The sequence below is a fragment of the Nostoc sp. genome (assembly GCF_036916575.1).
GTDB lineage: Bacteria > Cyanobacteriota > Cyanobacteriia > Cyanobacteriales > Nostocaceae > Nostoc.
This window is the reverse complement of sequence record NZ_JBALGC010000011.1, coordinates 72,995-99,169: the sequence shown is the minus strand read 5'-3', so window position 1 is coordinate 99,169 and position 26,175 is coordinate 72,995. Positions and strand designations below refer to the sequence as shown.

The window sequence follows — 26,175 nt, the reverse complement described above, 5'->3', positions numbered from 1 at the left end:
AAGGTGCAAAGTCTGAGCCAAGGCTTCCTTGGATCAGAACTTTGTAAGAGAGGACAAAAAGCTGTTAGCTCGGGAGATTAGGTGTGCAAAATTTAGGTGTAGCAATTACCGGAAGTGGCTCGGCAGTACCAGCAACTTTCTTACACAACCAGAAATTGAGTGAACTAGTTGAAACATCAGACGAGTGGATAACCACAAGAACGGGAATTCGTCAACGGCGATTAGCGCTGCCATCTGAGTCTTTGAGTGTACTCGCTACTGCCGCCAGCAGTCAGGCGATCGCAGCTTCGGGAATCAAACCAGAAGACCTAGACCTGATTTTGCTAGCGACTTCCACCCCTGATGATTTATTTGGTAGTGCTTGTCAAATACAGGCTCAATTGGGAGCCACCAATGCAGTAGCCTTTGACTTGACCGCTGCCTGTTCCGGCTTTGTGTTTGGTCTGGTTACGGCAGCTCAATATATTAGAACAGGCGTCTACCAAAATGTACTTTTGATAGGGGCAGATATCCTCTCTCGCTGGGTAGATTGGGAAGATCGGCGTACTTGTGTATTGTTCGGTGATGGTGCCGGGGCAGTAGTTTTGCAGGCTGACAAAAGCGATCGCTTATTGGGATTTGCACTCAAAAGTGATGGCACTCAAAACCATCACCTCAACCTTGCCTATGCAGGCGCTTCTCAAGAACTGCTCCCCGATGTAAATATCACTAAAGGCACTTACCAACCTATTACTATGAACGGCAAAGAAGTCTACCGCTTTGCTGTTCAAAAAGTCCCAGAAATCATCGATAAAGCCTTGTTTCAAGCCAACCTCAGTGTTGACCAAATAGATTGGCTGCTGTTACATCAAGCCAATCAGCGGATTATCGATGCTGTTGCCCAACGCTTGAATGTCCCAGAACATAAAGTTATCAGCAATCTCGCTCAATACGGCAATACCTCTGCTGCTTCCATTCCCTTAGCTTTGGATGAAGCAGTGCGGCAAGATAAGATTAAACCCAATGACATCGTTGCTACATCCGGCTTTGGTGCCGGTCTTACCTGGGGTGCGGCAATTTTTCAATGGGGAAGGTAAATATTTTGTCCTACCCTGCAGGAAGCCCTTCGGGTGACGCTCGTTCCTCTCTACGAGACGCTGCGCGAACGCTAACGCTGCGCTAACAGCAGTCGCTCATGGGGGAAACCCCCAAGACCGCGCTGCTTCACCGCTGGCGCGTCTATGTCATTAGTCATTTGTCCTTTGTTAATGACCAATGACAATTGACCAATGACAATTGACCAATGACAATTGACCAATGACCACTGACCAATGACAATTGACCAATGACTAAAACTGCATGGGTGTTTCCCGGGCAAGGTTCGCAAGCACTGGGAATGGGAATAGACTTATTAGATATACCTGCCGCTAAAAACAAATTTGTCCAAGCCAAGGAAATTTTGGGCTGGTCTGTAACCGAAATCTGTCAAAACGAAGAAGAAAAGTTATCACATACGCTATACACTCAGCCAATTCTTTATGTGGTAGAAAGCATTCTTGCTGACCTTCTCCGGGAACGAGGACACCAGCCAGATTTAGTTGCTGGACACAGTTTAGGAGAATATACTGCCCTTTACATAGCGGGTGTTTTTGAGTGGTCGGCTGGTTTATATCTAGTAAAGCGTCGTGCAGAACTCATGGATAGCGCCGTCGGTGGTATGATGGCGGCTTTGATGAACTTTGACCGCGAACAGTTAGAAAAAGTCATTGCCCAAACGCCTGATGTGGTGCTAGCAAATGACAATAGTTCGGCTCAGGTGGTAATTTCAGGTACGACTGAGGCTGTACAAGCAGTGATGTCTGAAGTTAAAGCAAAGCGTGCTATTCCTCTAAAAGTTTCTGGAGCATTTCACTCACATTTAATAGCACCAGCGGCTGCCCAATTCCAAGACATTCTAGAATCTGTGGAATTTCAGTCGGCTACTGTGCCAGTGTTGTCTAATGTAGAACCAATTCCGTCTATTGATGCCGAGATTTTAAAGCAGCGCCTCAACAAACAAATGACTGGTTCTGTAAGATGGCGGGAAATTTCTCTGCAATTACCAGCCAACGGTATCCAGCGAGTAGTGGAAATTGGCCCTGGTAAAGTCCTAACTGGCTTGATTAAACGTAGTAGCCCTGACTTAATATTAGAAAACATTCAGAGTGCTGCTGATTTACCTATTTAATTTTTTGAGAAGATGTTTGAAAAGTCGCAAATAACACTATAAACCCCTCTCCAAACCTCTCTCCCACAGGCAGAGAAGCTCTGACATTACCAAAAACAAAAATACTTTTTAAACATCCTTTTAGAACTTCATTTCAATGAAAAATTCTGTACCCTCACCCAAAACAGAGTTAAAACTCAATTTACCATTGTGAGTTTCTTCAACAATAGACTTGGCGATCGCTAATCCTAATCCCGTCCCTTTACCCACACCTTTTGTAGTAAATAAGTGGTCAAAAATCTTTTGCTTTACTGATTCATTCATCCCCTTCCCATTATCAGCAATAGCAATTTTAACGCCTTCATTTTCCAAAGAGGTTTTAATTGTAATTAGGTTAGGATTGGTCTTAATTTCCTCAAAAGTCCGTTCGGTATTTGATTCATCCAGCGCATCAATGGCATTTGCTAGGATGTTCATAAATACCTGATTTAATTGCCCAGGAAAACATTCAACTTGGGGCAATTTACCATAATCAGTTATCACTTCAATTGCTGGACGTTGTTCATTTGCTTTCAGACGATGTTTGAGAATTAAAATCGTACTATCGATACCTTCGTGGATATTAAACGGCACTTTGTAATCTTTATCAGCACGGGAAAAAGTGCGGAGACTGGTGCTGATATTTTTGAGGCGATCGCATGCCATCACCATTGAATCAATCATCTTGGGTAAGTCTTCTAAGCTATAATTCAAGTCGATTTCTTCGGCATGGTCTATAATTTCATCACCTGGATTTGGGAGACTTGATTGATAGAGTTTCAAGTGTTCAATAACATCTGCAAGGCTAGGTTTAGCTTGTTGGAGGCTAGCATAAATAAACCCCAAAGGATTATTCATTTCATGAGCTACCCCGGCAACTAAATTACCCAGTGCCGACATTTTCTCACTTTGAACAATTTGCAGTTGTGCCTGTTGTAATTCTTCTAAAGCTTCTTTCAATTCTTGGGATTTTTGAAAAACAGCAGCTTCAGCTTGTTTGCGTTCTGTGACATCTAACAACAAGCCATCCCAAATAATTGTGCCATCAGCTTGTTTAATTGGACGGGATACAGCTTGAATCCATTTTACTTTACCGGAAGGGGTGATAATTCGTCCTTCATATCGCCAAGGCTCTAAAGTTTGAGCCGAAATGATAACAGACTCTTGATAATGTGCCATGTCCTCTGGGGGAACCGCAGATATTAAGCTGCTAGCATCAGCCACCACTTGCTCTGGTGGGATTTCATAAATTTCATGACAACCAGTACTAACGTAGTTGAATCTGGATATACCATCTGGTGAGAGCTGGAATTGATAAATCATCCCGGGAGCATTCTCCGCTAGGTGATGGAAACGAGCTTGACTGCCCTGTAGATCAGTGTACAATTGAGCATTTTCCAGGGATATTGCAGCTTGAGTACAAAGTAAGTTAATCACGCTAAGGCGATCGCTGGTAAACACTCCTGGAGTCAGTTTATTTTCTAAGTAAATAATACCTACCAAATGTCCTTGATTAATAATTGGGGTACATAATACACTCTGGGGTTTTGTTCGGTACATATATTCCCCAATTACACCAGGAATATCTGTTTGCAAGTTATCGATCACAACTGTTTGTTGGGTATTTTTGACGTAATTGATAATTGTTGTGGGTATATCTTCACAAGTATCTAGTAATTGTGAATTAAGAATAGTTTGTATCTCAATATGAGAATTTGATCCATGATTAATAAAGGTAATTGCCTTAACTTGCCAAGTATCACCGGACACTTGCTTCAACGGGGGGAACCCCCGCACAGCAGTGTCCTCTCCTTGAGGAAGAATTAGTGCAGATTTTTTCGCGCCAGAGTTTTCTAGGATAATGCGGGTGAGACTGGTAATAAGTTGATCTATTTCCAGAGAACTGGAGATAGCTTGAGAGGCTTTAAGGACAGAGGTAAAATCTAGAACATTGGAAATATTGGTGCTACTAGTGCTAGAAGTGTCAGTAGATGAAAAAGTCCCACGAAAGGCAATAGTTTCTAGGGGGTTGAGGTTAATTCTTTGCTGTTGCAGTATGGGTTGCAGCAATTGGGGATAGCGTTGTTCTAAATCATTGGTTTTGGCTTTTGCTCCCCAGCGAGCATAGCAGTAGTATGCTTCTTGCATATATACTTGGGCAACTTTTTCTTTACCCCAGTCGAGGTAGAATTTGGCTGCGAGTTCGTTGCTCAGTCCTTCTTCTTGGATGTAGCCGTTTTCTTTAGCAAGAGAAATGGCACGATCATACAATTCTATTGCTTCAGTTTTCTGTCCTGATATCCGAAAGCTTTCAGCTTCTACCAAGTTGGATTTGTGAGCATAATTCTTCGGTGCATTCTGTGCACATTGTTTTAGCTTTTTATTAGTTTCAGTTACTCGTTCAATAATTAATTTCTGCTCGACCATCGAGCAGTCTTTATATAAGGCTAAATTAGTCAGAGATTCATAAAAATAAAATGTTGGAATTAGCACTAATCCAGTCACACTGGTTAAATATTGCTCTACAATGCCTGCATTTTCTCGTGCTTCTTTATATTTACCAAAAAGATAACACAAAAGTAATTTACAAAAATGAAGCTGACAAATAATACTAATTTGATTGCCAGCATGATGCAGAGGTAACATTGTGACTTCATCATAAATTTCCCCAATTAAAAAACAAGGGTTGTCTGCCATTCCTAATAAATTTAAAACTGATTGATAATAGATGCTGTTGAAATTCAAATAGGTGGTTTGCTTAAGTTGATGCATAATTGTGCCATAGTTTCCCATAGCTTGGGCTAATTCGTGTAACCCGTGACCACTCAAATAGGCATATCTGCCAAAAACATAGGCAGACATTACAGCATATTCAATATCTCCGGTTTCTAAACCACTCGTATAGGCTTGCAAAAGAGGATTTAAAGTTTCTTTAACAGGCGATTTCCAATGTCGGATAAAACAATTCACTGCAAATAGAGTTTTTGATTTCAGTTTGAAAGCATTTAAATGGTTAAGCAACAGTAATGCCATTTCCCCAAATTCATATCCTGTATCAATTTCTCCTAGAACACCGCAGAGTATAAGTCCATAGCTAGCATAGGCATAGGTAGATTCTGGAGCATTACCATAGAGGATTGACAGTTGAACTTGTTTAAAGACAATTACTCGAAACAATGCTGGAGCTGCTTGATAGGCAGCTGACATAATACTCGATAAAATTTGCATTGCTGCCAGGATAGTCACATCAGTCATTTTTGGCAGTTCCAGTAAATCTGTCGCTGCTTTATCTGCCAAAAGACGTTTTGTTTGCTCCAGTTCACACTCAATATCAGTTTGATTGACTTGTTGAGGCAGTTCCACTCCTATTGATTGAAGAACAGTCACTGCGATTTGCAAAGCTTTCTTATGCTGCGCCTGCGCCATGTAGGCTTGAATCTTGACATTGTAGATAGGAATTTGTTCGAGGAGGGTTTTTGCTTGCTGTAGAACGACGGTTGCATAGCTTTCCATGCGTTCAAAGTCACCACTGAGACGAAGTACTTCTGTAATGGATTGATATAGTACTAGTGTTAGCTCGTACTGGCTGTGCCAACACTCGTAAGGTAAAAGTTGTAAACCTATTGTTAAATATTCAACTGCTAATGTATAAGCAGTTGCCAATTTTGCTTTCGTACCTGCTTTCAAATTCAATTTGACGAGTTGTTTTCGTTCAATCGGATCAACAATTAGTATTAATGCAATGTTTAACTGATTAACAATTTCAAAAGTTTTGTCTTCCTCTTTGATGTCAAGTGTGTTTTGAAGTAATAGTTTGCCTATTTGTAGATGAGTAGCTTTTTTTTGCTTTTCAGGGATAAGAGAGTATGCAGCTTGTTGGACGCGATCGTGCAAAAACTTGTATTTGACAGTCTGAGAAATTTCTTGAGTAACTGCTTGACTTTCTTGACCAACATAAAATTTATAAATATCATCAGTAGGCAAAATCAACCCTTCTTGTAAAGCTTTCCACAAACAAGCTGCTATTTCTATCTCTGATTTTTCTGAAACAATAGTTAAAGTTTCTAAATCAAACTGATTCCCAATACAAGCAGCTAACTGCAATACATTTTGAGTTGATGACGGCAGTCTTCGCAATTGAAATGCCATAAAAGCAACAACATCATCTGTCACCGCTTGCTGAGTCACTCGTGTAATATCACATTCCCAACAGCCTGACTCAAAGCTGAACTCAATCAGTTCATCTTGATGCAATGCTTTAAGAAATTGTGTAGCGAAAAACGGATTACCTTGAGTTTTTTGAGATACTAATAAAGAAAGAGGCAGAGCTAAATTTTCTGAACACTTAAGTGTGTCAGCAACTAAGTAATTTATTTGTACTTGACTCAGTGGTGCTAAAGTAATCGTATTAATCGTGAAGAGTGCTTTTTCGATTTCATTCAAGGTCAACATTAACGGATGTACTGGATTGACCTCATGATCACGATACGCACCAATGATCAAAAGATGCCCTGTATCAGTCATTAATAGCTGCATTAACTTTAACGATGCTGAATCTGCCCATTGCAAATCATCTAAAAATATTACTAATGGATGTTCGGCAATAGTAAAGACTTGAGTGAACTTTTGGAACAATAAATTAAAGCGATTTTGTGCCGCAGTTCCTGATAATTCTGGTGCTGGTGGTTGGATACCAATAATTCTTTTTAATTCCGGAATTACTTCAATAATTACCTGTCCATTTTCCCCGACAGCTTTTAAAAGCTTACTTTTCCATTCCTGGATTTGAGTATCGCTTTCTGTGAGCAATTGCCCCATTAAATCTCGGAATGCTTGCACAAATCCACTGAAGGGAATATTTCGCTGAAATTGATCATATTTCCCTTTGATAAAATAACCACGTTGACGAACAATAGGTTTATGAACTTCGTTAACAACCGCAGTTTTACCAATACCCGAAAAACCAGCTACCAGAATCATTTCAGTTGCACCCAGGCTAACTCGCTCAAATGCTTGGAGTAGAATTTCTACTTCTGTTTGTCTTCCATAGAGTTTATCAGGGATAATAAAGCGATCGCACACATCTGTTTGTGCAATTGGAAAACTCTCAATTTTGCCAGTTGACTGAAGTTGAATTAAACAATTTTCTAAATCATATTTCAGTCCTAATGCACTTTGATAGCGGTCTTCGGGATTCTTCGCCATCAATTTCATGACAATATCTGAAATCGATTTAGGAATTTTGAATGCCTCCAAAGGAGCAGGAAGTTTTGCAATATGACAATGCACCAACTCCATCATATCCTTGGACTTAAAGGGTAACTCTTTTGTGAGTAATTCATAAAAAGTTACACCCAAAGAATAAAAATCAGTCCGGTAGTCAATCCCCTGATTCATTCTTCCTGTTTGTTCTGGGGAAATATAAGCGAGTGTTCCTTCTAACACATTGGGACTGATTAGTGTTTGAATTTCCCGTGGTAGTAGAGATGCAATACTAAAGTCAATTAATTTTATTTGTTTTGTTTCTGGATTAATTAAAATATTGGCTGGCTTAATATCTTTATGAATAATGCGCTCGTGGTAAAGTATATCTAAAATATTGCACAGGGCGATCGCTATCTGTAAAAACTCCGTAAGATTTCTTAGACTTGACCTTGTTCCCCATTTTTTAAGAGAAATTCCCCCGAAGTCTTCCATCACCAACACATAACCATTTTGGTAAGGTTCTAGGCTGTAGGTTTGGATAATTAGAGGTGAGTTGAGATTTTTGGCAATGGTATACTGATTGCGAAACTGCACCAATTCGCTAAAACCCGGATATGGATTTTTCAGCAGTTTAATCACTACTCTTAAGGAGTCAGTTTCTCGATAACCGCGATAAACTAGGGTTCTCGAACCATTGTAAAGTTGTTCGTTAACTTGATATCCGGGAATAGTAACTAGAGTGGTAACCATACTGTTAAATCTTCAAGACTTCCTTTCTTTATTGTTCCCGGATATATGCAGTTGTTTACCAACAAGAGTAAAAGTTTATAGTGGAATTTCAATTACAAATTCTGTACCCTCACCGATAACAGAGTTAAAACTCAATTTGCCACTATGGGTTTCTTCGACGATAGACTTGGCGATCGCTAATCCTAATCCCGTCCCTTTACCCACAGCTTTTGTAGTAAATAAGTGGTCAAAAAGCTTTTGCTTTACTAATTCATTCATCCCCTTCCCATTATCAGCAATAGCAATTTTCACGCCTTCATTTTCTAGGGAGGTTTTAATTGTAATTCGGTTGGGATTTAACTTAATTTCCTTAAAACTCCGTCCCGTATTTGATTCATCCAGCGCATCAATAGCATTTGCTAGGATGTTCATAAATACTTGATTCAATTGTCCAGGAAAACATTCAACCTGGGGCAAACTCGCATAATCAGTTATCACTTCAATTGCTGGACGTTGTTCGTTTGCTTTCAGACGATGTTTGAGAATTAAAATCGTACTGTCAATACCTTCGTGGATATTAAACTGCACTTTATAATCTTTATCAGCGCGGGAGAATGTTCTTAAACTAGTGCTAATGTTGTGAAGGCGATCGCACGCCATTGTCATAGAATCAATCATCTTGGGTAAATCTTCTAAGCTATAATCCAAGTCGATTTTTTGGGCATGGTCGAGAATTTCATTACCGGGATTGGGAAGACTTGATTGATAGAGTTTCAAGTGTTCAACAATATCCGTAAAGCTGGGTTTAGCTTGTTGAAGACTGGCATAAATAAACCCCAAAGGATTATTCATTTCATGTGCTACCCCTGCTACTAAGTTACCCAGTGCTGACATTTTCTCACTCTGGACGATTTGTAATTGTGCCTGTTGTAAATCTTGTAATGCTTGCCCAGCTTGTTGATAAAGTCGAGCATTCTCTAAGGATATTGCAGTTTGGGAAGAAAGTAGATTGATAACTTGCAGACGTTCGTTAGTAAATACCTCGCTTGTAAGTTTATTTTCTAAGTAAAGAATCCCCACTAAATACCCTTGATTAATAATTGGTGTGCATAAAATACTTTTAGGTTGATACTCTAGCATATATTCCTCAATCACCCCAGGAATATCTGTTTGGCAATTATTTATAACAATGGTTTCTTGAGTATGTTTGACATAATTGATAATTTTTATGGGAATATCTTGACAAGTATCTAGTAATTGTGGGTCAAGTATGGTTTGGATTTTCTGATGATGAATCAAGGTAATTGCTCGGACTTGCCAAGTGTTTTCTTGAGGAAGCAGCAGTACAGCTTTTTTAGCGCCAGAGTTTTCTAAGATAATCCGGGTGAGACTGGCAATGAGTGTATCTAATTCCAGAGAACTGGAAATAGCTTGAGCCGCTTTCAAGGCAGAGGTAAAATCTAAAACGTCGGAAATATTGGTGCTGCCAGTGGTATTGGTGCAGGTAGATGAGATCCCATGAAAGGCAAGAGTTTCTTGGGGGTTGAGGTTGAGTCGTTGCTGTTGCAGGATGACTTGAAGTAATTGGGGATAGCGTTGTTCTAGATCGGTAATTTTGGCTTTTGCTCCCCACCGGGAATAAGCATAGTAGGCTTCAATCAAATAATCTTTGGCAATGCGTTCTTTGCCCCATTCGAGATAGAATTTGGTGGCGAGTTCGTTGGCGAGAGCTTCTTCGTTGAGGTATTCGTGTTCCTTGGCAAGGGCGATCGCGCGATCGTAGTTTTCTATTGCTTCGGCTCTAGCCCCCAATATCCGACACCGTTCTGCGACAATCAAGGCGCAACGGTGAGCCTGATTACTCGGTGCATAAACTGCCCACCCATTGAGTTTTTCCAGATTAGTAGCAACCCGTTCTATAATGCTTGATTGGTCTGTTTCGCTGGCATCTAGATAAAGCGCTAATTGTACTAGCGCATCGTAGAAGTGGAAAAGCGGAACACTCATCAGTCCTGCCATTCCATGCAAATACTGGGCTGCTTTATTGGCGTTTTCCAACGCTTGTTCATAGTCTTGGAACAGGTAGCAAAGTATCAGTTTATTGAAATAAACTTGGTGCAGTGCGGTTACTTCACCCGTTTTCTGGTAAAGCTGAATTATTTCACGCTCATCGCAGTATTCGCCAACCAACCGAGCTGGCTCTGTCACCGCCCCTAAAAGATTTACGACTACCTGATGGTAGAGACTTTGCGTGTGGAGATAGGTACGCTGGCGCAGTTGCTGCATCACCTTGCGATGTTCATCCATCACTAGCTTCAGGGAAGACAGTTCGTAACCAGTAAAATAAGCATTATGGTCATACACCAGCAGGCTAAGTGCTGCAAGATTAAGATTACCAACTTCTAATCCACTGGCATAAGCTTGTAGTAGTCCTGCCAGGGAGGTTTTTGCAGGTTCTTTCCAGTGTTTGAAGAAGCAGTTAAAGTCAAAAAAGGCATCAGCAATAAGCCTAGGTGAGTGAAGGTGTTGCAGGAGGTTTATCCCCAGTTGCCCAAAGCAATAGCCCGCTTCAATATCACCCAATATGGCAATCAACATTAACCCATACAGACCGTAGCCATGAATCGATTCAGGTGCATTTCCGTACTGCACCGATAGATCAAACTGGGCAAAGACCACCAGGGGCATCAGGTTTGGGGCAGCTTGATAGGCAGGCGACATGATGGTGGATAGAATCATTATTGCGGCTTTTTTGTCCGGTGCAGTCATTTTGGGTAAATGCAGCAAAGATTCCATCGATCTGTTGCTCAGTTGGATTTGGGTGTGCTGGAGTGCCTGCTTGATGTCTGCTGGGGTAGGCTGTTCTGGCAAATGCACCCCCAGGGGTTCCAGCACGAATCGTGCCAACTGCAACGCTTCTAAAAGCTGGTTTTGAGCCATGCAAGCCCGAATCTTCGTGTTATAAACATTAATCCGATCAAGCCAAGAGCGAGCATGAGTAAGTACAACCTCAGCGAACTCCTCCATTTGTTCAAAGTTAGCATTGAGGTAAGCACAATTAGCTGCACCTTCATACAAAACCAGGGCCAGAGTGTAGTGGGTCTGCCAACAATTGCCCCTCAACAAAGAAATGCCCGTGTTGAAATAGTTTAAAGCCGCCCCATAAGCCGTTGCACCCTTAGCTTTCTGTCCAGCCATCAGATTTAACTGTACGAGTTCCTGTTGCTCGGTCTCATCCTCAATCAGAGATATCCCTTTGTTAAGGTGGTTAACGATCGCAAAAATCTGCTTATCCTGTTCACTCCCACTGGTTGCTTGTTGCAGCAAACGTCCAATATTGAGGTGGGTGATTTGCTTTTGCTCTTCTGGAATCAGGGAATACGCCGCTTGCTGAACGCGATCGTGCAAAAAGCGATAAGTTGGATTAGCTGCTGCATCAGAAACTAACGCACTGTCAGACTGAATAAAAAACTTATAGATTTCCGTATTCGGAATAATTAAACCTTCTTGTAATGCTTTCCACAGTGCAGCAGCCGTATCTTCAGGAAACTGCTGGAACACGATTGCCAATGTCGCCAAATCAAACTCTGCTCCAATACAAGCTGCCAACTTCAATACATCCTGAGTTTGTGTCGGCAACTTCTGCAATTGCAATGCCATAAACTCGACGATATCATTGGTGATCGCTAAAGCTCTGACTTGGGCAATATCACACTGCCAATGCCGTACTTCCCAGTCAAAAGTAATTTGTTCCTCTTCATAGAGCGCCTTGAGAAACTGAGTTGCAAAAAAGGGATTACCCTTGGTTTTTTGATATACCAGTTCGGTCAACGGTTGAGCCAGGGAGCGATCGCAATTCAACGTATCCGCCACCAACTGATTCATATCAACCAGACTTAATGATTGCAGCGTAATGGTATTCACCACTGCCCCAGTTTTAAGGATCTCATCTACGCTTAGGATGAATGGGTGAGTCGGTGATACTTCATTATCCCGATACGCACCCAAGATTAATAAATGTCCTGTCTGTTCCATCAACAATTGTAGCAATTTCAGCGATGCCGAATCTGCCCATTGCAAATCATCCAAAAATATCACTAATGGATGTTCTTTACTTGTAAAAACTTGGGTAAACTTTTGGAACAATAAATTAAATCTATTTTGTGCTGCACTTCCTGATAATTCTGGAGCAGGTAATTGTTGACCAATAATTCTTGATAATTCTGGAATTACTTCAAGAATTACTTGTCCGTTATCACCTACAGCCTCTAAAATCTTGGTTTTCCATTGTTGAATTTCTACATCGCTTAGAGTTAACAATTGCCCCATCAAATTCCGAAACGCTTGTACAAATGCCGAAAAAGGAATATTTTTCTGAAATTGGTCAAATTTCCCTTTGATAAAATAACCCCGTTGACGCACAATCGGTTTATGAACTTCGTTAACTACAACGGTTTTACCAATACCAGAAAAACCCGCAACCAGCATCATTTCTGTTGCGCCGAGGCTGACTCGCTCAAATGCTTGCAGTAGAATTTCTACTTCTGTTTCTCGTCCATAAAGTTTATCCGGGATAATAAAGCGATCGCACACATCTCGTTGTGCAATTGGAAAACTCTCAATTATGCCAGTTTCTTTTAGCTGATGTAAACAATTTTCTAAATCAAATTTAACTCCTAATGCACTTTGATAGCGGTCTTCAGCATTTTTTGCCATCAATTTCATGACGATATCTGAAATCACTAGCGGAATTTTAAATTGCTCTAAAGGAGTGGCTTTTTTAGCAATATGACAATGTACCATCTCCATCACATCATTTGATTTAAACGGTAACTCACCTGTTAGTAACTCATAAAAAGTTATACCTAAAGAATAAAAATCTGTGCGGTAGTCAATCCCCCGATTCATCCTTCCAGTTTGTTCTGGAGAAATATAAGCAAGTGTCCCTTCTAACACATTGTGACTGAGCAGCGTTTGAGTTTCTCGTGGTAATAGAGATGAGATACTAAAGTCAATTAATTTAACTTGTTTTGTTTCGGGATTAATTAAAATATTGCTGGGTTTAATGTCTTTATGAATAATCCGCTCGCGGTATAGTATATTTAAGATGTTGCATAGTGTGATCGCTATCTGTAAAAACTCCATTAAAGATTCTACGCTTTTGGTAACTCTCCATTCCTTTAAGGAAATTCCCCCAAAGTCTTCCATCACTAACATATAGCCATTTTGGTAAGGTTCTAGGCTGTAAGTTTGGATGATTAGGGGTGAGTTAAGATTTTTGGCAATGGTGTACTGATTGCGAAACTGCACTAATTCGTTGAAACTGGGATAAGGATTTTTCAGTAGTTTAATCACTACTTTTAAGGAGTCAGTTTCTCGATACCCCTGATAAACTAGGGTTCTCGAACCATTGTACAGTTCTTCACTGATGCGATATCCATGAATATTGACTGTAGTGCTAACCATACTGCTAAATCCTAAAGATTTCCAGATTTAGTGTTCCCAGATGCGTGAAGCAATTTACATCTACAGCTTTTTTGCGTTTGCTCTGGGTCTTGCGATCGCTTATGCTAAATTCAGTTTGATTTGCATTATCTTCTGTGGACAGAAACCGCGAACCGTTTATTAGTCTGGCACTTTACTACGCCTTTAAATGGTCGGTCGTCAGCCCCATGCTTCACGCTTACTTTCAAGGCCAGATTTATGGTGCGGAGAATGTCCCCCAATCAGGGCCGTTGGTGGTAGTGAGTAATCACGCTAGTTACTTTGACCCGCCAATTGTCTCCAACTGTGTACGTCGTCCAGTGGCATACATGGCTAAGGAAGAGTTATTTAATATCCCCATTTTGGCGCAAGCGATTAAATTATACGGTGCTTACCCGGTGAGTCGGGGAAATACCGATCGCAATGCTATCCGTTTTGCCCTACAATATCTCGATAACGGTTGGGCTGTCGGTGTTTTCTTGCAAGGCACCCGCACCCCAGATGGTCGAATTACAGACCCCAAGAGAGGCGCACTACTGCTGGCGGCGAAAGCAAAAGCCCCAATATTGCCAGTGAGTGTTTGGGGTACTGAGGGGATTTTACAAAAAGGATCGTCCCTACCTCGCGCAGTTCCCATCACTGTGAGAATTGGTAACTTGATTGATGCTCCTAGTTCCACTAATAAAGAGGAATTGGAAGCATTGACACAAAAGTGTGCCACGGTAATTAACGAGATGCATGATTTAGGACGATGAATCAGACAAGCTTAGATATACGCTTTAGGGAAGTAGCGATGCCTACGGCGGTAAACTACGCCTCTTAGCCTCTGCATGTTTAAGGTCAATGCGCTCTAGCAATGAAGTCAGACTTTATGCTTAAATGCAGTTGCTAGGCAAATCTACCATCAATTTCACCTTAAACAGCATATGAGCGGTTTTGAAGCCAAGAATTTTTGGGAGCGATTAAATAATTTGGCGTTAGTCCGCTTTTTGCTTTTAGTTGCTTCTGGCTGGGCAATTGTACAACTTTTAGCTTACTTTGAAGCGGTCATTGTTATTTTTACATTTGCTGCAATTTTGGCTTTTTTACTCAGCTATCCTGTACAATGGCTGCGGCGTTTTTTGCCCCACAGTGTAGCTGTTGGTGTCATTTTCTTACTCAGTATTGTAATTATTAGCAGTCTGATCATTACCGTAGGCTTAACGGTTTTATCTCAAGGACAACAATTAATTGACAGTATAACTAACTTTGTAAATTCTTTGATACCTCTATTAGAGCGACTAGAAGGGTTTTTGCAAAACCGTAATTTGCAGATAGATTTGAGTTTTATACAAGAACAATTACGAAACCAAGCTGTATCTAGTCTTGTTACTAGCTTGGCTGTTTTACAAGGATTTATGACGAATTTTCTTACCTTTATATTGATTGCCGTTGTGGCTTTTTTTATGTTACTAGATGGAGACAAGCTGTGGAATTTTATCATAAAAATAGTACCAGAAAAGCGCCGCAATAGATTTACAAATATAATCAAACGCTCATTTCTCGGATTTTTTAGAGGTCAGTTGTTATTAAGTGCATTTCTCACAATTACGACTTTCTTAGTTTTTTTATTATTAAAAGTACCTTTTGCTTTGATATTGTCAGTAATCATCGGAATTGTTGATATAATTCCTGGCATAGGAGCAACATTAGCAGTAAGCACAGTAACTTTATTTGTGTTGTCTCAAGGTGTTTGGTTAGCATTGAAAGTCTTGATAGCTTGTATTGTCCTTCAGCAAATACAAGACAACTTGATTGCGCCTCGAATTATGCAAGGTGCGCTGAATCTTAATCCTGTAGTAGTATTCTTTGCTTTACTATTAGGCGCTAGAGTAGCAGGATTATTAGGTGTTTTTATATCTATTCCAATCGCCGGAGTAATTGTGTCTTTATTTGAAATTGATGAAATGAAATCAGAAGTTTAGAGACGCGATTAATCGCGTCTGTACAAAAGTTAGGAGTAGAGACGCGATTAATCGCGTCTGTAATTAATGTAAAATAGGTTGTTAGCCAAGACAAATTGGGAAATGATGTCGGATTTAAGAGCAGAATTAACAGAAATTTTGGATGAGGCAGAGTGGGAGTGGCTAATTCCTCATGTACAACGAGATGCAGTAATTTTGGTGGCACTTGAGCTAAACTTGCTGGATGTTGGAGTAGCGATCGCCAGTGATAACATTCCATCGGTGCAACAGTGGATTGATGAGCAATTGATTACTAAACCCACGACAGTACAGGTGGGAGAATGGAATGGCGATCGCGACAAGCGATTTCATACCCTCATCGTTCAGCCTTACGTTCTAGTACAGGAAATAGTCGCTGCTTAATCAGTTTCTGTATTGTTTTCGATGATAGTTGGTGTTGAGATAGTTTCTAAGGACATATAGTTTGTTGTATCAGTTATTACTAAAAATCTCTATTTTTTCAGAGATATAGCCGCATTATATGGTTATATGGAGTCAACAAAAATGTTTAACTTTTTTTGAAGAAAAAAACTAAAATGAGATAAAGGTATCAAAGAATACATAATAATTTAAGCAGATGAAGGGCAAAATAGCTCTCAACAATTGACTAAAGCAAAATTTTCCCCCTTAAGATTTATCCATCTAGGAGCTAGAATTGTTACGATAATTTCAGATTAGATGTTGAAACCTTGATCCAATCTGAAACCTTAGAACTATTAGAATGGCATCGCCTCTGCCAGCACCTTGCCACCTTTGCGGCAACTAAGCTGGGGGCGACAGCTGCGCGTCATCTAAAAATACCCGATTCTCAGTCCCAAAGCGAACAGTTGTTAGAGCAAACCAAAGAAGTCTACCAACTGGAAAGTCGCCTCACCACGGGACTGTCATTTGAGGGAATTCAAGATATTGGCGATTCCTTAGAACGAGCAGAACGCAGTGGAATTTTGACAGGGGATGAACTATTAGCGATCGCCACCACCCTCGCTGGTGCCAGAAATTTGCGCCGTGTCATTGACAATCAGGAAGGTTTGCCGATACTGACTGATTTGGTTGCCGATTTGCGGACTTATCCAGAACTAGAACAGGAAATTCACCGCTGTATTGATGAACGGGCCCAGGTAACTGACCGCGCCAGTCAAAAACTGGGAGAAATTCGCACAGACTTGCGGCGATTACGCAGCCAAATCACTCAAAAGCTGCAAAATATCTTACAGGCAAAATCTGGGGCAGTTCAAGAACAGCTGATTACGCAACGGAGCGATCGCTTTGTCATCCCCGTAAAAGCACCCCAAAAAGATGCCATCCCCGGCATTGTCCACGATACCTCTACCAGCGGTGCCACGCTGTACGTAGAACCAAATTCAGTAGTGCCTCTAGGCAACCAACTGCGGCAGATCATCCGCAGAGAGCAAGCGGAAGAAGAAGCGATTCGCCGTGCCTTGACAGAACAAGTAGCCGCAGTCAAACCAGATTTAGAGAGATTGTTAGCGATCGCTACCACTTTGGATCTGGCAACCGCTAGATCACGATATAGTTACTGGCTAGGAGCAAATCCCCCGCGATTTATCCAGCGTCAAGAACGTGAAATCATTACCTTGCGGAAGTTACGACATCCTCTGTTAGTGTGGCAGCAACAGCATGAACAAGGGCAACCAGTAATTCCTGTAGATTTACTGATTAGTCCGCAAATTCGGGTAGTGACGATTACTGGGCCAAATACTGGCGGTAAAACTGTAACCTTAAAAACTTTGGGGTTAGCAGCATTGATGGCCAAAGTGGGTTTATTTGTCCCCGCCCGCGAACCAGTAGAAATACCTTGGTTTGATAAAGTGCTGGCAGATATTGGCGATGAACAATCCTTACAGCAAAGTTTATCCACATTCTCTGGGCACATCCGCCGGATTAGTCGGATTTTAGAAGCATTGGGGAGTGGAGAAGCAGAGGGGGAACTTCCTATTTCTAACTCAGCACTTGTTTTACTTGATGAAGTTGGCGCAGGTACTGATCCAGTGGAAGGTAGCGCCTTAGCGATCGCTTTGTTGCAATATCTAGCCAACCATGCCCAGCTAACTATTGCTACCACTCACTTTGGCGAACTAAAAGCCCTGAAATACGAAGATGAGCGGTTTGAAAATGCCTCTGTAGAATTTGATGAAAGTACTCTCTCGCCTACTTACCGTCTGCTGTGGGGCATACCCGGACGTTCTAACGCCTTAACCATTGCCTTGCGCTTGGGATTGAAACCAGAAGTGGTAGAAGAGGCGAAAACTCAAGTGGGAGAAGCCACAGATGAAGTCAACCAGGTAATTGCTGGGTTAGAAGCGCAACGCCGCCGTCAGGAAACCAAAGCTGCGGAAGCACAAAATTTGTTGCAGCAAGCGGAACGTTTATACAAAGAAGTATCCGCAAAAGCCGCAAGTTTGGAGGAGAGGGAAAGCAGTTTGCGGGTTTCACAGGAAGTAGCAGTGCAGCAAGCGATCGCCCAAGCAAAAGGTGAAATTGCCCAAGTTATCCACCGTTTACAGAAAGGTACGCCCACAGCCCAAGAAGCGCAGCAAGCAACCAATGCTTTAAATCAGATTGGTCAACAATATCAGCCAGTAACGCCAGCAAAACCAAAAGTTGGGTTTATGCCCAAAATAGGCGATCGCATCCGTGTTCCCAAACTGGGACAGACAGCAGATGTCATAACCGCCCCGGATCAAGATGGCGAGTTAAGTGTTCGCTTTGGACTAATGAAGATGACTGTGAAGTTGCAAGACGTAGAATCTTTAGATGGTCAAAAACCCGAACCAGTCGTCAAACCCAAACCAGCTCCAGCAGTAGTAACGCCACCACCGCAAAGTGTTCCAGAGATTCGGACTTCCCAAAATACCATAGATTTGCGTGGTAAACGGGTGGCTGATGCCGAATACATTTTAGATAAAGCCATCTCGGAAACGACAGGCCCAGTCTGGATTATTCACGGACACGGCACTGGTAAGCTGCGACAAGGAGTTCACGCCTTTTTGCAACAGCATTCTAGAGTGAACAACTACGAACCAGCAGAACAAGCAGATGGCGGCAGTGGTGTTACCGTCGCTCACATAAAATAAAGGGGCAATAAATGTTAAGGCTGCTAGTACACCGTGGCGAAAGTTTGCCTACCTTTAACAAGTTGCTCAAGCAATTGTCTAGTTAATTGAGATGTAGCTGAATTTACGCGCCCGCTGTACTAGTTCGTCCCATTTGTCCTTATAAAGTTTACTTGCAAATGGTAATCTTCAAAATCTTTAGAGAGAATACCACCAACATTTACTATTTGCAAGTTTCCTTATTAAAAAGTTGGTACATTACTGTCTACGACTGGCTACTTCTTGTGCATTTCCCCTTTTGACTTTTATAAGTTTTTTACCTGTGGTGGTCTAGTTTTACTAATTGCTTTTTGACCAATGCTTGTTTTTTATTCAGGATTAAAGCTACACCTACAGCCAGTAAAATTCCACCTGCACCCTGATGTTCGGGAACAGAGGTAGAGGGTGCGCTAAATCCATACTTTGCCAAAATTTCTTGCCCTTTTTGTGAGAGGATATATTCAGCTAATTTTTCACCATCAGGATCGGCGTTTTTCAATGTAGTCAATCCATAATTAGCTTTCGTTGCTAAATAGTCAGGTAACTCTATTATTTGCAGATTGTCACCACCTTCTGTTGCTTGGGCAGTCTTCCCACTGGTGTAATAAGCTAAAAAGATATCTGCTTGTTTTGTTTCTTCGAGAAAATAGACTAAATTATTTTTGCCATTAGGAACTATAGGAGCATTAGGATTACCGCCTACTAACTGCAAAGCTTTATCCTTCAGAATTTGAGAGCTACCAGGTGTAACCTGATCGGCCTTGTCAAATATCTGCCATGCATAGGTACCAGATGGATCTGCCACAGGCGTCGAAGTTCCCAACTTGATTTCGGGTTTTAGCAAAAAGTCCAACAAATTATCTGATGTGATACCAAGTCCTGATCTGACAACAGCAGTCATGCGGTTGCTAGTGAAGTTCACTACAGGTTCACTTAAACCTTCTTCAAACAGTGTTTGAGGGTTATCAATATCTGCACTGGCAAAAACATCTGCGGATTTTCCGGTTTTGGAGAATTCTTGTTCTATAAATTCTCGTGTTAAACCAGACGGGCCAAATCGCGTTTCTACTGGAATCCCATATTTCTGATTAAAAGATTTACCTACTTCTGTGAGGCTATCCCGCAAACTACCAGCAGCGTATAGCTTAACCGCGAATGCCTGAGTTGGTAGAGTGACACCGACAGCACAAGCTATCAGTGAAAAGGCAAAAAAATGCTTTTTCATAGTTGTTATATTATTGCGTTGCTATTACTACTAAGTGAAATATCTGTAACCCATACTTAAGCATGGGTTTTCGTAAATGTCTAAACTATTACCTCTACCCATGAAGTTTATAAATTAGTTCTGATATGTACATGGTTTGCGGTTAGAGCTATAGTACCAACCAAGTTGGAAAAAATCAATTGGACAATATCTTCAAATCCTGACTTTATAAAATTTTTAAGTTTGTGATCTGTTTCATGAAGGCATCAATCGTCCTGATGTTGCCCAGCCTGTCCTGAAATAACAGGCTGCACACAAACGAAACTGGGGTGGGATGATGGAAAGCAGTAAGAAGCACCTTTAGTAAACAGGCAAAAGATTTATATAGTAAATATGTATGAATTAAAACTAAGTAATAAATATCAAGAAATTTCAAAATTTAAAACTGCAAATAAATTAGGAGGTATTCTAAATAATTACTTAGCGATAATTAGCGGTTAACATTCAAAACAATAGTTTATTTATACTCTTGTACGGAGCTAGCAGCGAAAGTCGGGTAAACCTTAACTAGAATTGATACTTTTCTCCTTTGTCCAAAATAAATTTTCATCTAGAGTAGGACAAAGATACCTACTGTTTACCACATAAAAATCTAGCTGAAGCCTTTGGCTCATAGCAATGGGAAACCAAGCTTGATGCTTGAGAGTCTGGTTTCAAAATGGGTAACAGCAACATCCTCTATCAGCTTGATCACCTATGCTAAAAGTTATGCACTCGGCCGCCAACTCAGCCACTCCAAATTCCCAGTGGGAGGATTTAATCAAGCTTCCAGCCCCAAACACAGTTCAATGGGACAATATCAAAACCCAATTAGACTTGGTGCTGTTGGCGCTAGAAACCTTAACTGGGATTGGTTCAGAGGCAATGCTTTCGGCGGCAACTGATCTGAATTTAGAATCAAGAGTGCCAGACCGCGTAGCTTTATGGCGACTGCGCCAATCAAATCCCCTACGCAAAGGTCAAGGAGGGCGAAAAAAGCTAGATGTCGAAGAAGCGCGATCGCTTGTTTTGATCATCTGCTACCTAGCCAAACAGCACCAGGAATTGATTCGCCGCGCTGTCGGACTGTTGGAACAAATGGCAGAAAATAACCGGGAACCTCACCAGGCTGCCTTACTTGGAGATTATATTGATGCTTTTTGCAACACTTACCAAGAGCGGATGGAAGAGGACGAGCAAATCTCAACGGATTTACTTACCAACCTGGCACTAAAACTGCTTGTAGATTTACTTTTTTACAGTGCCCCTGGTGGGCATCGCCGTCTCTGGCTAGCACTTATAGACCGTTCGACAAAATTTTAGATTTTAGATTTGAAATTCCTCAACCAAAATTCGCTCATAAAAGTTTGCTCGATCAGAAAACCCTTTTAATGGTCGTTAGCTCTTGGGCGATGCACTATCAGCACTGCTTCTTCCTTAGACACCAGTTTTCATCCCGGAAATAACCTGACAAAGGTCTAAGTGGAGGAATCCGCCCTTCCAACTCTTCTTTGCAAGCAACTGGTTCAACTTTTTGCAAAATCCCAAATAGTCTTCCTCGCAGTTCCTGCCATGCCTCTATCAAATTCTGTCATTCGTCGCTACACACCCCCGACTTGCACACTAGAAGTATTCGCGCAAAGCTCACCTCTGTCTCGTTGGATGGGGAAAACTGTCCTCAAGCACCTAAGCTTTGAGCTACATTTTGATGATCCCCGACTACCAGAAGAAAATAGAGTTCCAATTCGGGGCGATCGCGAACAACTCGAAGCTTTATGTGATGCAGTCAGCAGCTACATACAGCAATTCCTCCAACAGTCTCCAGAAAGCTTTAGAGTCAGTTTCTTTGCTACCCAGCAGTCAAGCACAGCACTGGATGAGCCGGAGTTAAAGTCCTCAACAAAAACATTAAATTCCTTTAGTACCCGGTTTCTAGGGGCAAATATATACTTAGAACCAAGCAGCTATTTAACTCACAACTTATTTCTCGGTTCTCTCGCCAACCACTCATCTGGTCCCGTAATTCAACTCAGTCTGCTGCAACTATTTGATTTGGCAAGTGCTTTAGATGAATACTCAACTGATGTCATGGCACTCCCAACTCTCAACAACACGAGTTCGAGTCTGAGGTTTCCTGCTTGGGCGCCTGTTGCCGCAGTATTAGTAATAGGTGTAGGTTTTTTACCAGTGACTTGGCAATATGCTAATAATATTAGAGAAAAGCAACAGCAGACAGCTAAAACAGCCGATCCAGCAGCGGTAAAGACTGCTTTAGAACCTTCATCCTCACTAAACTTTCCCACGCCTCAACCCGGACTCACCACTCGATCAGATAATTTGCTAGGTTCCACTCCTCCACTTCCTACATCCGCTTTGCCCCAAGCACCCCTAATAGCCCCTAGTTCTAGTTTCTCTACACCGCCACCTCTATTTCCAAATAATGCACTGACAATGCCTCAGGGCAAGACTTCAACCCTTCCCACCAATCGAGCGATGCCTCCGGCGAGCTACGCTAACGCACCATCTAGCAAAATCCCAGGCCAGAAAATTGCCATATTACCAAACCTTGGACAGAACCCTACAGGGTTAAGTCCCCAAGCTGGTACTCTCCCTCAGCTGCGGAATTTGCCACCCAGGCTATCTTCTAACGCAAGCAACTTACCAACTAATATCTCACCAGTCTCCCCCTCTCTTGGCACTATACCCAATAATACTGGTGGCAACCTTACCCAACCCTCCCCATTAACCTCACAACAGCTAGAGCAAAGAATCAATTCCCTACAGCAATCTTCTCCTGGAGACAAACCTGCTTCACAACTTCCCTCCTCTAGAACTGCGGAAAATAATCCTTTTATCGATCAATTAGGGGATGGACGCAAAACCCCTACATCCACAGAAGTGGCTACTGGCACATTATTTGATACACCTCAAGTAGCACAAGCTAGAGAATATCTAAGAAAGCGTTGGCAACCACCCGCTGGACTAGCACAAACATTAGAGTACAGTTTGATAGTTAGTGTTGACGGCACAATTGAACGAATTTTTCCCCTTAATAAGGCAGCAAGAGAATTCATTGATAATGCTGGGATGCCTGAAGTTGGTAAACCTTTTGTTTCCGCTAATACACGCGGACAAGATGTCAGAATTCGAGTTGTTCTCAGTCCTGATGGCAAGGTACAGACTTTTCCAGATCAATAAATGAACTAGTCCGTTTGATGCCACTTGTAAAACTGGTACAAACCTTGTGCCAGTTTCTATTTACTCCAATTGCTCTTGAGCTTGCCTTTTGGAGTCCAGTTACCAAACTGGTCTTACTATTGATACCAGTAAACCTACCAATCAATACAATCACTGTTAACACCAATTCTCCAAAATCAAACTACAGATACAAGTCTGGAAACCGAGATGAAATCTGACGCCTGTTAATTACGAATTACGTTAGTGAGTCTTGTTTGCGACACGCTGTTCGGGTTCGAGCGTCATGATGAATTGGTATAAATTATCCATATCGAAGGTAGGAAATATGCAAACAATTGGTACTCAAAAAGACAGTGCAGCTTGGATTATTCAAACTTGGGCAGCTTTTATGCTTTCTATTTCTATGACCACCTTTGGCATTCTACATTTGCCTGTGGATAGCTGGGTGAAAGGGTTTATGGGTATGGGTTTAGCTTTTTCTGTTGGCTCAACTTTTACTTTGGCGAAAACTACTAGAGACTTGCACGAAACTAGAAGATTAACTGCTAGGTTAGACGAGGCGAAAGTAGAAAAATTACTTTTACAACACGATCCTCTAATTTTAAAATGAAGGCAGTCATACCAATTTTGGATTTTCAATTGCCAATTTTGAATTAAAAGGCTTTACGAAAAAGCCGTTTCAGAAATATCAAACAATACTACCTTTTCCCATTTGATGTGATCTACACCTGACTTTTCCCGGTAAGTCCTCAAACCACGAAACAGCATGGCTTTTTCCACAGCCTAATTCTCAATAGTTATAAGTTAATGAAAATAGCTAACGTAAAAATCAGGGCTTGAGAAACCCTCAAAATAACCTTTTCCACATGCCGTGAAAAGTCAGAATCTACACATCATAAATTAATCATATGACAAAAAACGAAAGGACTGGATATACCAGTCCTTTGTTATATTGATTTAACGTTTTTATCTTAATAACGGGATTTTTTCGTCTTTAACTTTTGCTTTTTACGCCGACGTTCGCTAGCAACAACTGCATGTTCTACCGGATAACCCACTACAGGAATTACCTGATATTTGCGCTCTTGTTCTAACTTTTTCAATTGAGTGTAATCAACCCAGTGAATACAATCAACCGGACAAGTGTCAATTGCTTCTTGGATAATTTCCTCATTGTCCCCATCTTGCCGAACCACGCGCGATCGCCCGTAATCTGGTTCAATGTAAAAGGTGTTACGCGCTACATGAGCGCAGTGCTTGCAACCAATACAGGTGATTTCGTCAACATAAACACCATTTTGGCGTAGCATACCGCCTAATTCCGGCTCTAAACCAGAACGTTCTGGGGCATCTCGTAAAAAACCCCCTAATTCTGGTTCCAAACCGGAACGGTTGTCTTCTTGTTCTTCCGGCGACGGTAGAAAATCAGCCATTACGCACTCCAGCGCTGTACTACCAGGCGAATTGAACCATCTTCATTTTTTTGTTGTTCAGAGACTTGAAAACCAACACGAGCAGTTTCTTTCATAACCGTTTGATAAGCATAGCGCTGTGTTACCTGGCGCAAGAATCCGTCTACAGACAGGTTCTGCTGCCAATATTGCAAGTCAGCCACCAGTTCATATTCTTTGCCATTCCATCTAAAGCCGATGTCGTAGCCATTTTCCTGCTCAATACTAACTTCCGCAGGATGGGTTTGACCGCGATAGCCGCGTACTTCTCGTGGCCCGGGTTTCCAGTCTATGCCCAATTCAGTCAGAGCATCTTTCAAAGAATCAAGGTTACGGATTTGAGTCTTAATTTGGCTAAAGTGTGACATGGTGGTTCTGAATTAATAACACTAAACTACTGTGAAAACTTACCAATCGCTGTAAGTGGTGTGTGTATTCGCCACATTAGATTGCTGCACCTTAGCGGCGAAAAATTCTGAGGTTGGCTCATGATTAAGTACTTGCCCCAGCTGGGCCTCTATTGCTGCTGTAACTTCAGCGCAAGAATTACCCACAATGCCAGTGACTTTTTCTTGTACCCGACCGTCTGGATAGATTATGAACTCTAATGTTTCCATGCTCTTGGCCAACCACGATAAGTACGCTTGAATTATACTGCCTTAGCAGAAGGCTATAAATATAGCCGTAGGAACATTTTTACTTTAGATACAAACTTGCCATTTGTTAAATAATGTTCCATCTTTCAACATATATATCTCAAAATCTTTACAAAAATTATTAATTTTATAAGTAGACACATCAGTATTTAGTTAGTTTCTCTTAACCTCATCAATTAGTCAAGGTAATAACTGAGTTTGCCAAGTAAGCGGCAAAAGTCCTCAAGATAAGCATTAGAGGTAATATAGCCAGCAAGGCAATTTACAAAAATATAAATTTTATTGAAAAACTTTATCATTACCGTTAGATTTACCTTATTCTCTTAAGGTTTTCCAGGTAGATTGTATGTAGCGCGGTGTCAGCCTACAGCAATATGGTGGGGTATACGCAGAAGTAAATTGACTTGGGATAGGGTGTAAACGGATTTTTAGACTGCGATCGCCAGAATCTAAAAAACGTTTAAATATAAGCAAATTTTGGGTTTTCTTGCATGAAGCCAACCTATGAGCAGGCGATCGCGTTAAATTCTATGTTCGTAGTCCAACCCAGACATAGAGAGAATTGTAATTATGAACGTCGTCATTCCTAATGAAATACTAGCCGCAACTCGGATGACTGAAGGCGAAATGAAGCAGGAAATTGCGGTGATGCTCTTTCAAAAAGAAAAGTTAACCCTTGCTCAAGCCAGCCGGTTTGCAGAAATGAATCGTATAGCATTTCAGCATCTACTCGCAAGCCGTCAAATTTCAGTACATTACGGTATAGAGGATTTTGAACAAGATATAGAAAACTTGCGGACGATGCGTAGACTGTGATCGTTGTCGTGATACTTCCCCCATCAATAACCTCGCCGCCATTAACCATCTTC

Annotated in this window: 16 protein-coding genes; 10 read left to right on the top strand and 6 right to left on the bottom strand. The window is 41.4% G+C overall.

What is annotated here, in order from left to right; translation table 11 throughout:
* Positions 1-83: 83 nt before the first annotated feature.
* Together V7L29_RS04225 and fabD are read left to right on the top strand one after the other, a co-directional pair.
* Positions 84-1,076, top strand: a complete 993-nt coding sequence (locus V7L29_RS04225; RefSeq protein ID WP_334691694.1) for a beta-ketoacyl-ACP synthase 3 — start codon at positions 84-86, stop codon at positions 1,074-1,076.
* Between the two features lie 248 nt (positions 1,077-1,324).
* Positions 1,325-2,206: an ACP S-malonyltransferase gene (gene fabD / locus V7L29_RS04220; RefSeq protein WP_334734633.1), complete on the top strand. Its 882-nt coding sequence runs from the start codon at positions 1,325-1,327 to the stop codon at positions 2,204-2,206.
* A gap of 120 nt (positions 2,207-2,326) precedes the next feature.
* On the opposite strand, the gene V7L29_RS04215 is transcribed toward fabD, so the two are convergent.
* Together V7L29_RS04215 and V7L29_RS04210 are read right to left on the bottom strand one after the other, a co-directional pair.
* Complete coding sequence (locus V7L29_RS04215) at positions 2,327-8,179, bottom strand: trifunctional serine/threonine-protein kinase/ATP-binding protein/sensor histidine kinase (RefSeq protein ID WP_334734632.1); 5,853 nt, start codon at positions 8,177-8,179, stop codon at positions 2,327-2,329.
* A 75-nt stretch (positions 8,180-8,254) separates the two neighbouring features.
* Positions 8,255-13,624: an ATP-binding sensor histidine kinase gene (locus V7L29_RS04210; RefSeq protein ID WP_334734631.1), complete on the bottom strand. Its 5,370-nt coding sequence runs from the start codon at positions 13,622-13,624 to the stop codon at positions 8,255-8,257.
* 134 nt (positions 13,625-13,758) lie between these two features.
* Here V7L29_RS04210 and V7L29_RS04205 point away from each other — a divergent pair, with 134 nt between their 5' ends.
* The 4 genes from V7L29_RS04205 (at position 13,759) to V7L29_RS04190 (ending at position 18,740) form a co-directional block, all read left to right on the top strand.
* Positions 13,759-14,397: a lysophospholipid acyltransferase family protein gene (locus V7L29_RS04205; RefSeq protein ID WP_334691690.1), complete on the top strand. Its 639-nt coding sequence runs from the start codon at positions 13,759-13,761 to the stop codon at positions 14,395-14,397.
* Between the two features lie 171 nt (positions 14,398-14,568).
* Complete coding sequence (locus V7L29_RS04200; protein WP_334734630.1) at positions 14,569-15,606, top strand: AI-2E family transporter; 1,038 nt, start codon at positions 14,569-14,571, stop codon at positions 15,604-15,606.
* 105 nt (positions 15,607-15,711) lie between these two features.
* Positions 15,712-16,008 carry a DUF2288 domain-containing protein gene (locus V7L29_RS04195; protein ID WP_334734648.1) on the top strand — a complete coding sequence of 99 codons (297 nt, stop codon included), beginning with the start codon at positions 15,712-15,714 and terminating at the stop codon, positions 16,006-16,008.
* A 326-nt stretch (positions 16,009-16,334) separates the two neighbouring features.
* Positions 16,335-18,740, top strand: a complete 2,406-nt coding sequence (locus V7L29_RS04190; protein ID WP_334734629.1) for an endonuclease MutS2 — start codon at positions 16,335-16,337, stop codon at positions 18,738-18,740.
* A 295-nt stretch (positions 18,741-19,035) separates the two neighbouring features.
* Here V7L29_RS04190 and V7L29_RS04185 read toward each other — a convergent pair whose 3' ends face one another.
* A complete protein-coding gene (locus V7L29_RS04185; RefSeq protein WP_334691687.1) occupies positions 19,036-19,983 on the bottom strand; it encodes a molybdate ABC transporter substrate-binding protein in 948 nt (315 codons plus the stop codon).
* 735 nt (positions 19,984-20,718) lie between these two features.
* On the opposite strand from V7L29_RS04185, the gene V7L29_RS04180 reads away from it, so the two are divergent.
* From V7L29_RS04180 to V7L29_RS04170, 3 genes are all read left to right on the top strand, one after another.
* Positions 20,719-21,324, top strand: coding sequence for a DUF3038 domain-containing protein (locus V7L29_RS04180; protein WP_069069205.1), 606 nt, complete (start codon positions 20,719-20,721; stop codon positions 21,322-21,324).
* 249 nt (positions 21,325-21,573) lie between these two features.
* Positions 21,574-23,199, top strand: a complete 1,626-nt coding sequence (locus tag V7L29_RS04175) for a DUF4335 domain-containing protein (protein ID WP_334734628.1) — start codon at positions 21,574-21,576, stop codon at positions 23,197-23,199.
* A 325-nt stretch (positions 23,200-23,524) separates the two neighbouring features.
* A complete protein-coding gene (locus V7L29_RS04170) occupies positions 23,525-23,809 on the top strand; it encodes a YiaA/YiaB family inner membrane protein (RefSeq protein WP_334734627.1) in 285 nt (94 codons plus the stop codon).
* A gap of 361 nt (positions 23,810-24,170) precedes the next feature.
* On the opposite strand, the gene V7L29_RS04165 is transcribed toward V7L29_RS04170, so the two are convergent.
* Genes V7L29_RS04165 through V7L29_RS04155 form a run of 3 tightly spaced genes read right to left on the bottom strand, consistent with a single transcriptional unit; the run spans position 24,171 to position 25,267 of the window.
* Positions 24,171-24,632, bottom strand: a complete 462-nt coding sequence (locus V7L29_RS04165; RefSeq protein WP_334734626.1) for a ferredoxin — start codon at positions 24,630-24,632, stop codon at positions 24,171-24,173.
* Complete coding sequence (locus V7L29_RS04160) at positions 24,632-25,018, bottom strand: DUF1257 domain-containing protein (protein WP_334734625.1); 387 nt, start codon at positions 25,016-25,018, stop codon at positions 24,632-24,634. Before V7L29_RS04160 ends, V7L29_RS04165 begins: the two co-directional genes overlap by 1 nt.
* A gap of 39 nt (positions 25,019-25,057) precedes the next feature.
* Positions 25,058-25,267 carry a DUF2997 domain-containing protein gene (locus V7L29_RS04155; protein WP_334691682.1) on the bottom strand — a complete coding sequence of 70 codons (210 nt, stop codon included), beginning with the start codon at positions 25,265-25,267 and terminating at the stop codon, positions 25,058-25,060.
* Between the two features lie 609 nt (positions 25,268-25,876).
* On the opposite strand from V7L29_RS04155, the gene V7L29_RS04150 reads away from it, so the two are divergent.
* Positions 25,877-26,122, top strand: coding sequence for a UPF0175 family protein (locus tag V7L29_RS04150; RefSeq protein WP_334691681.1), 246 nt, complete (start codon positions 25,877-25,879; stop codon positions 26,120-26,122).
* Positions 26,123-26,175: the final 53 nt, after the last annotated feature.